The sequence below is a fragment of the Fructobacillus ficulneus genome (assembly GCF_001047075.2).
GTDB lineage: Bacteria > Bacillota > Bacilli > Lactobacillales > Lactobacillaceae > Fructobacillus > Fructobacillus ficulneus.
Genome location: NZ_DF967991.1, coordinates 13284 through 21785, shown reverse-complemented (window position 1 = coordinate 21785; position 8502 = coordinate 13284). Strand labels below are relative to the sequence as shown.

Here is an 8502-nt window from a genome sequence, read left to right as displayed (position 1 = left end):
CGGACTTTTTTGATGTCAGAAAAACTAACGAAAACTACAAAAATGAGCAAAATCAATGCTAATGCAGCCTAGTCTAAAGCCAATATTCAACTTTTATTAAAAAAAGATTTGAAAAACAGAAACCCGTCTGATAAAATTAAATCAACATTAAGTTTGTCCTGAGGAGGAAACGCAATGAAAAAATGGCAGATGTGGACAGCCGCCGCAGTTGTGGTCGTTGTCGCAGTCGGGGGATCCCGAGCTGCAGGTTGGTGGGGTTCAAACCCTTCCGATGATAAATCAACATTGAACTATGGCTTAGCAGCCGAAGTTCAAAATTTGGATATTTCAAAGAGTACCGACACTTATTCAAACACCATTTTAGGTAACACGGAATCTAACTTCTTGCGTGTTGACTCAAAGGGTAACCCAGCACCAGACTTAGCAAAGTCATACACTGTTTCATCAGATGGTTTGACATATACGATTAAGTTGCGTTCTGGCTTGAAGTGGTCAGATGGTTCAGCTTTGACGGCCAAGGACTTCGTTTATTCATGGCAACGAATTGCTGATCCAAAGACAGCATCACAGTACTCATACTTGACTTCAGGTGTGCAGAACGCTGATGATATTGTTGCTGGTAAGAAGCCTGTTTCTGACTTGGGTGTTAAAGCCGAAGGTGACAACACAGTTGTCTTCACTTTGGAACGACCAATGCCACAATTTAAGTACCTTTTGAGTTTTGCTCAATTTGCTCCACAAAAGGAATCATTCGTGAAGAAGGCCGGCTCAAAGTACGGTACAACTTCTAGCGAACAAATTTATTCAGGTCCTTACAAGTTTGAAGGCTGGAACGGAACCAATAACAAGTTCAAGATGGTTAAGAACGACAATTATTGGGATGCCAAGGACGTGAAGACTGACACTGTTAAGTGGCAAGTCATCAAGAACCCTGAAACAGCTATTAAGCTCTACAAGGAAGGCAAGATTGATCGCGCAGCGATTAACAACTCAGCCGAAATGTACTCAGCTAACAAGGGTAACAAGGATGTGAAGGACTCAGCCATGGCTGCCGCAACATACTTGGAATACAACCAAGCTAAGAACCCATACTTGGCCAACGAAAAGATTCGTGAAGCCTTGAACCTTGCAACTAACCGTAAGGATTTGGCTTCTCAAGCAACTGGTGGAACCCGTGATGCAGCCACTGGTTTGGTTTCAAACAGCTTGGTTAAGGCCGCTAACGGTCAAGACTTGGCTAAGTACGTTAACCCTGGTTACACTTACGACAAGGCGAAGGCAAAGGAACTCTTTGCTGAAGGTTTGAAGGAAGTTAACAAGGGTAAGATGAATGTTTCTTTGGAAACTGATGCTGATTCACCAATTTCAAAGTCAACAGTTGATTACTTGAAGCAAGCTTGGGAATCAACATTCGGTTCAGATATCTCTGTAACTGAGAAGGTTGTGCCATTCAAGCAACGTTTGCAAGATTCACAAAATGGAAACTTCGATATCGTTGTTTCTAACTGGAACGGTGATTACCAAGACGGTTCAACCTTCTACGACATGTTCAAGGCTACTGATACTGGTATGAACAATGGTCAGTTTAAGAACCAAACTTATACTGATGCAGTTGCTAAGGCCGAAGGTCAAGATGCAAACAACCCATCAGCCCGCGATGCTGATTGGAAGGCTGCTGAAGCTGCTTTGAAGAACGATGCAGACATCAACCCATTGTACTCATGGAAGGGTGCTTCACTTGTTCGCTCAAACGTTAAGGGTGTTGTTACTAACCCAGCCGGTTTGGCACTTGATTTGACGCATGCTTACCGTAAGTAAGAGAAGTTTGAAAATTTAATTGAGTAGTACTAGGCAGGTCGGAGAGGGACGTCCAGTTACATTATGGATAGTTTTTCGCTGGCCTGCCTTTGGTGCTGTCAGTACTTTTATTAAATCGATGCACTATTTGTAGTTGTTACCACTAATTATTCAGCGCGCTAGGAGAGTCATTTCAATGGCCAAATATATTTTAAAGCGGGTGCTAATTCTGATAGTTACGCTCTGGATTGTCGTTACGGCGACGTTCTTCCTGATGCAAATTCTACCGGGAACACCCTATAATAATCCGCATTTAACATCCTCGGCAATTGCCCAATTGAACCAAACGTATGGTTTGGATAAGCCGGTCATGGTCCAGTATTTTGACTATTTGGTCAACATGCTCCATGGTAACCTGGGGACGTCATTCCAGTATCAAAACCAATCTGTTTCAACTTTGATTGGCCAACGATTGCCTGTCTCAGCCCAATTGGGCCTACAAGCATTGGTTGTTGGAATCTTGTTGGGTCTTTGGCTTGGAGCAATTTCTGCTAAAAACCAAAACAACAAGGTTGATGGGGCCTTAGGAGTGGTTTCAACTCTTGGAATCTCAGTGCCTTCATTTATTTTGGCCATTGTCTTGCTTTACGTCTTTGGTTATAACTTAGGTTGGTTGCCAGTTTCTGGTTGGGGTGATAGTTTCTCAGAAACAATTCTACCAACACTAGCACTGGCCGTTGGCCCGGCGGCAACGACAACTCGGTTTGTTCGGTCAGAAATGATTGATGTGCTCCATTCGGATTATATTCAATTGGCTCGTGCTAAGGGACTGGATGGAACTCAATTGATCCGTAGGCACGCTTACCGGAATTCAATGATTCCGATTTTGACCTTGATTGGTCCAATGGTTGCTAACTTGCTAACTGGTTCAACTTTGGTTGAAAATATCTTTTCAATTCCTGGAATTGGGCAGCAGTTTGTTTCATCAATTCCAACTAAGGATTACCCAGTTATTATGGGAACCACGATTGTCTATGCCGCAATGTTAATGATCTGCATTTTGATTACTGATATCTTAACTGCAGTTGTTGATCCACGAGTTCGATTGAAGTAGGGGGAAAACATGGAAGAAGTACAAAATGAATTTTCCCTCGTTGGGATTAAGGATAAGGCTGCAAGCGAAACAATCGTTAAGCCGACCTTATCAACATGGCAAAGTGTCTGGCATCGGTTGCGTAAAAATAAATTAGCAGTTGTTAGTTTGTTTTTCTTGATTTTCGTTGTTCTTTACGCATTGATTTCAACACCGCTGGTCAGTCAAAACTCTGCTAACCAATTTAATACGAATTCTTCGAAATATAAGAATTTGCCACCAAAGTCTGGTTTGCCAATTCCTGGTTGGGATGGCAAAATCAAGCAACCTGGCTCTTCAGAATCAACTGACGTTTATGACCAAAATGGAGTCGACAAGAACTACATTTTGGGAACCGATAACCTTGGGCGCTCAGTTGCTAAGCGAGTAACCGTTGGACTCCGGATTTCACTTTTCGTTGCCATTGCTGCTACTGCAATTGACCTCTTGATTGGTGTTTCTTATGGACTCTTTTCCGGTTGGATGGGTGGCTGGATTGATACAATTATGCAGCGTATCATTGAAGTGATTTCTGCCATCCCAAACTTGGTTGTTGTGACCTTGTTAGCGATGCTCTTCGGTTCAAGTATCTGGTCAATCATTTTGGCCATTGCCTTGACCAACTGGACTGGAATGGCTCGTCAGGTCCGGAATTTGACCTTGACCTATAAAGAACGGGACTTTGTCTTGGCCGCCAAGACTTTGGGTGAATCTGGTCCAAAGATTGCCACTAAGCACTTGGTACCAAATATGTCTGGAACCATCATTGTTCAAATCATGATGACTGTTCCTGCAGCGATCATGTTCGAAGCTGTCTTGTCTGCCATTAACTTGGGTGTTAAGGCACCAACAGCTTCACTTGGAACTTTGATTACTGACGGTCAAAACATGTTGCAATACTATCCATATCAAATTTTGATTCCATCACTTGTCTTGATCTTCGTATCACTGGCCTTCATCCTCTTGGGTGATGGTTTGCGTGATGCCTTCGATCCAAAGATGGCGGATGAATAAGGAGGCCTTCAATGGCAGCACCAATTTTACAAGTAAAAGACCTCCGCGTGGACTTTCACACGTATGCGGGTAAGATTCAAGCCATTCGTGGCGTTGATTTTGAATTAAGGGCCGGCGAAACGTTGGCGATTGTTGGAGAATCTGGTTCAGGTAAGTCAGTTACAACGAAGACATTGTTGGGCTTGAATGCCGAAAACGCTGAGCTTGGTAAAGATAGTCAGATTCTTTACAGTGGTAAGAATTTGGCTGAGTTATCTGAAAAAGAATGGGAAGGATACCGTGGCTCTGAAGTTGCCATGGTTTTCCAAGACCCAATGACTTCTTTGGATCCAACCATGAAGATTGGAAACCAAATTGCTGAACCAATCATGAAACACCATGGCACTGAGAAGAAAGAGGCCTTGGCAAAGGCTCTGGAATTGATGAAAGATGTTGGCATTCCTGATGCCGAAGAACACATCAACGATTATCCTCACCAATGGTCAGGTGGAATGCGGCAACGTGCGGTTATTGCCATTGCCTTAGCAGCTGAACCAAAAGTTTTGATTGCTGATGAACCAACAACGGCCTTGGATGTTACCATCCAAGCACAAATTTTGCAGGTCTTGAAGGACCTGCAAGAAAAGAATCACACAGCGATTATCTTCATCACCCACGATTTGGGTGTTGTTGCCGGAATCGCTGACCGTGTGGCAGTTATGTATGCCGGAAAGATTGTTGAAACTGGCTTAGTTAACGAAGTTTTCTATAACCCACAACACCCTTATACTTGGGGCTTGCTAGGGTCAATGCCTTCAACAAGCACTGAGTCTGGGACACTCCAAGCAATTCCTGGAACACCACCGGATTTGCTTTATCCACCAAAGGGTGATGCCTTTGCCAACCGTAATCCATATGGTTTGCAAATTGACCATGAAAAGCAACCACCACTCTTTAAAGTCACTGACACGCATTATGCTGCAACATGGCTCTTGGATGACCGGGCACCGAAGGTTGAACCACCATTGGAAATTCAACGTCGCCAGGCATTCTGGCAGACCTTGCCAGCAGAGGAGGCCCGCTAATGCAAAACCCACAAGCTAAGAAATTAGTTGAAATTAAAAACCTGAACCTAACTTTCAATGCTGGTAAGAGCAACGCCACGAAAGCGATTGATAACATTTCCTTTGATATTTATGAAGGAGAAACGTTTGGTTTAGTTGGTGAATCAGGTTCAGGAAAGACGACGATTGGTCGGACGATTCTGAAATTGTACAACCAAGACTCTGGGACAATCACCTTTAATGGTGAGGACATGGGGAGTAAGAAGAAGAACTTGAAGGAATTCCGTAAGGAAGCCCAGATGATTTTCCAAGACCCCCAGGCCTCTTTGAATGGTCGTTTGCGTGTTGCCAACATCATCGGTGAAGGTTTGGACCAGGTCGGTTATAGCAAGAAACGTTCTGAACGGGCCGAAAAAGTCCTAGAACTGTTGAAATTGGTTGGTTTGAACAAAGACCATGCTTCTCGTTACCCCCACGAATTCTCTGGTGGACAGAAGCAACGAATTGGAATTGCTCGAGCTTTGGCTGTTGAACCAAAATTCATCATTGCCGATGAACCAATTTCAGCCTTGGATGTTTCTGTCCAGGCTCAAGTTGTTAATTTGTTAGCCGACTTGCAAAAGAAAAACAATTTGACTTACCTCTTTATTGCCCACGATTTGGCAATGGTGAAGTACATCTCTGACCGCATTGGCGTGATGCACTGGGGGAAGTTGGTTGAATTGGGGACTGCGGATGAAGTTTATAACCATCCATTGCACCCTTATACTAAGAGTCTTTTGTCAGCCGTGCCTGAACCTGACCCAATTTCTGAAAAGAACCGGGTTATTCAGCCATATGACGCTAGTTTTGAAAAGGATGGCCAAGACCGGGAAATGGTCGAGGTCACACCTGGACACTTTGTTTTGGCAACTCCTGCCGAAGCTGAAGAATACAAGGCAGCACAAAAGTAAGGATTGTTTCTGACTTTCAGACTGTTTAAATTAAAACCGCTCAAGGGCGGGGTCAACAAAGATTATTTCTTTGAACAACCCTAGCCCTGGGCGGTTTTTTCATGTAAAATGAGAATTATGGAAAACTTTGAACAAGAACTTAAAAATCGGCGAACATTCGCCATTATCTCTCACCCCGATGCGGGTAAAACAACTTTGACGGAGCAGCTCCTTTTGCATGGTGGTGTAATCCGTGAAGCCGGAACTGTTAAGGGCCGTGGTGCCAAAAAGTTGGCCTCATCCGATTGGATGGCCATCGAACAGCAACGTGGAATCTCAGTTACTTCTTCCGTTTTGCAATTTGACTATGATGGTAAGCGGATTAACATCTTGGATACCCCTGGGCACGAAGACTTCTCTGAAGACACTTACCGGACCTTAATGGCCGTTGATTCCGTAGTTATGGTGGTCGATGCTGCCAAGGGAATCGAACCCCAAACCAAGAAGCTTTTTGAAATTGTTTCGCAACGGGGAATTCCCGTCTTTACCTTCTTCAACAAGATTGATCGAGATGCTCGGTCACCTTTGGACTTGGTCGATGAATTGGAATCAATTCTTGGCATCCAAGCCTACCCAATGAACTGGCCAATCGGTTCTGGGCAAATCTTGCAGGGTATCTATGATTTGCAGAAGAAGGATTTGATTCCTTTCAAAAATGCTGCTGACCATCCAGAAGTTCGTCAAGAAGGAATGGATGAAATTGAATTGTTGGAAGATGCCGGAAACCAATTCGATGAAGAAGCGGTTGCGACTGGTAAATTAACACCGGTCTTCTTTGGATCAGCCTTGGCTAACTTTGGTGTGACTGAATTTCTTCGCGAATACTTGGTCTATGCACCTATGCCAATGCCGGTTGAAACGGTTGATGACCGGGAAATCGAACCCGAATCCGACCAATTTACCGGGTTCGTCTTCAAAATCCAGGCTAACATGGATCCTCGTCACCGTGACCGCATTGCCTTTGTCCGCATTGTTTCTGGTCCCTTTGAACGAGGGATGGACGTGACATTGGAACGAACAGGTAAGAAGCTTCGTTTGGCCAATGTGACCCAGTTTATGGCCGAAGAACGTGAAAACGTTCAGGGGGCCGTGCCGGGCGATATCATCGGGGTTTACGATACCGGAAACTTCCAGATTGGCGATACCATCTTTTCTGGTAAAAAGGCAGTTCGCTTCCCAGATTTACCAACCTTTACGCCTGAATTCTTTAACAAGGTCATTGCTAAGGATGTCATGAAGCAGAAGTCTTACCACAAGGGTATTACCCAGCTGGTTCAAGAAGGAACAATCCAGCTTTATAAGTCATGGAATTCCAACGAATATATCTTGGGGGCCGTTGGTCAATTGCAGTTCGAAGTATTCAAATTCCGAATGGAAAATGAATACAACGTCGAAATTCAATTTGAACCAATTGGGTCAAAGGTTGCTCGCTGGATTAACCCTGACCAGGTCAACGAAAAGATGGCCTCATCACGTAACCTTTTGGTGCGGGACCGTTATGACCGTCCGGTCTTCTTGTTTGAAAATAACTTCGCCCTTAACTGGTTTAAGGACAAGTACCCTGATGTTGAACTAGAAGCAAAAATGTAAAACTTATCGCTGGACTCCGCTATTTGGAGTCCTTTTTATATTCGTTTTGAGACTACTGCTTTTGTAATTTAAAATTAATACACGGATAATAATCGAACGTGCTATAATTAATTCTGGTAATTGTTCGGTTTATTCTGGTTAAAAGTTAGAGAAACGAGAATAATGCCTAAATTAAATCTGGGGTAGGAACTCGTGCGTTAAGTGCGGCAGCTACGGAATGTGAGCTGTTGACGAAACATTTATGTGCGGTACGGGTTTCCGCATTCACCAACCGGTGGACGCTCCTTTAGGAGGTTCAATACAATGAACAAGCACACGGTAGCAAAGAAATGGGGCCTGTCACCTTTGACGGTCCAGCAGTTAGTTTTATTAGCAGTTTTAATGGCCTTGAGTTTGGTAATTGGGAAGTTTTCCTTTTATCTGACACCAACCATTAAAGTTTCCTTTGTCTTCATCGCATCCTCTTTGATTGGTCGCTTTTACGGGCCAATTTGGACGATGATCATCATGGTTTTACTAGACTTCGTTAACGTCACTTTTTTCGTGGCTCACGGTGCCTGGTCACCAATCATGGCTGTCGGTGTGGTTATTTCCGGCCTGATCTATGGTGGTTTATTTTACCAACGTGATGATAAGAAGCGACTTCATTGGGCCAAGGTCTTGGTAGCGGTTTTGCTGATCACCTTCTTGGTCAACTTTATCATCAATACTTTTGCCTTGATGGTTTTGTACTCACCGCACCATTCATGGGCCGTCTTTGAAACGATGCTCGGTACTCGTTTGCCTAAGCAAATCATCTTCTTCCCAATTCAACTTGTCTTGACCTACGTGGTCTTAAATAACCGGATTGTGACGATGATTAGCCAACAATTCTTTCCCAAGAATTCAGTGAAGGCTCAACCAGTCACTGAATAACAATTAAATAATAGTTTAA

General features: G+C 43.8%; 7 protein-coding genes and 1 riboswitch. All 7 genes read left to right on the top strand.

The genetic code is table 11. The features are described 5' to 3' along the window. Window positions 1-174 precede the first annotated feature (174 nt). The 7 genes from AOQ29_RS01825 (at window position 175) to AOQ29_RS01795 (ending at window position 8483) form a co-directional block, all read left to right on the top strand. Window positions 175-1818 (top strand): peptide ABC transporter substrate-binding protein, encoded by a 1644-nt coding sequence (locus AOQ29_RS01825; protein ID WP_061992844.1) that lies wholly within the window; start codon window positions 175-177, stop codon window positions 1816-1818. Window positions 1819-1993: 175 nt separating this feature from the next. Further along, the gene (locus AOQ29_RS01820; protein ID WP_061992843.1) at window positions 1994-2911 is read left to right on the top strand and encodes an ABC transporter permease; all 918 of its coding nucleotides are present in this window, start codon (window positions 1994-1996) and stop codon (window positions 2909-2911) included. Between the two features lie 9 nt (window positions 2912-2920). Continuing rightward, complete coding sequence (locus tag AOQ29_RS01815; RefSeq protein ID WP_061992842.1) at window positions 2921-3943, top strand: ABC transporter permease; 1023 nt, start codon at window positions 2921-2923, stop codon at window positions 3941-3943. Window positions 3944-3954: 11 nt separating this feature from the next. Further along, entirely contained in the window at window positions 3955-5007 is a 1053-nt protein-coding gene (locus AOQ29_RS01810) for an ABC transporter ATP-binding protein (protein WP_061992841.1), read from the top strand. Beyond that, entirely contained in the window at window positions 5007-5939 is a 933-nt protein-coding gene (locus AOQ29_RS01805) for an ABC transporter ATP-binding protein (RefSeq protein WP_061992840.1), read from the top strand. The genes AOQ29_RS01810 and AOQ29_RS01805 overlap by 1 nt, the downstream gene beginning before the upstream one ends. 117 nt (window positions 5940-6056) lie before the next feature. Further along, entirely contained in the window at window positions 6057-7568 is a 1512-nt protein-coding gene (locus tag AOQ29_RS01800; protein WP_061992839.1) for a peptide chain release factor 3, read from the top strand. Between the two features lie 176 nt (window positions 7569-7744). Next, window positions 7745-7840, top strand: a riboswitch (THF riboswitch). Between the two features lie 31 nt (window positions 7841-7871). Next, the gene (locus tag AOQ29_RS01795; protein WP_061992838.1) at window positions 7872-8483 is read left to right on the top strand and encodes a folate family ECF transporter S component; all 612 of its coding nucleotides are present in this window, start codon (window positions 7872-7874) and stop codon (window positions 8481-8483) included. Window positions 8484-8502: the final 19 nt, after the last annotated feature.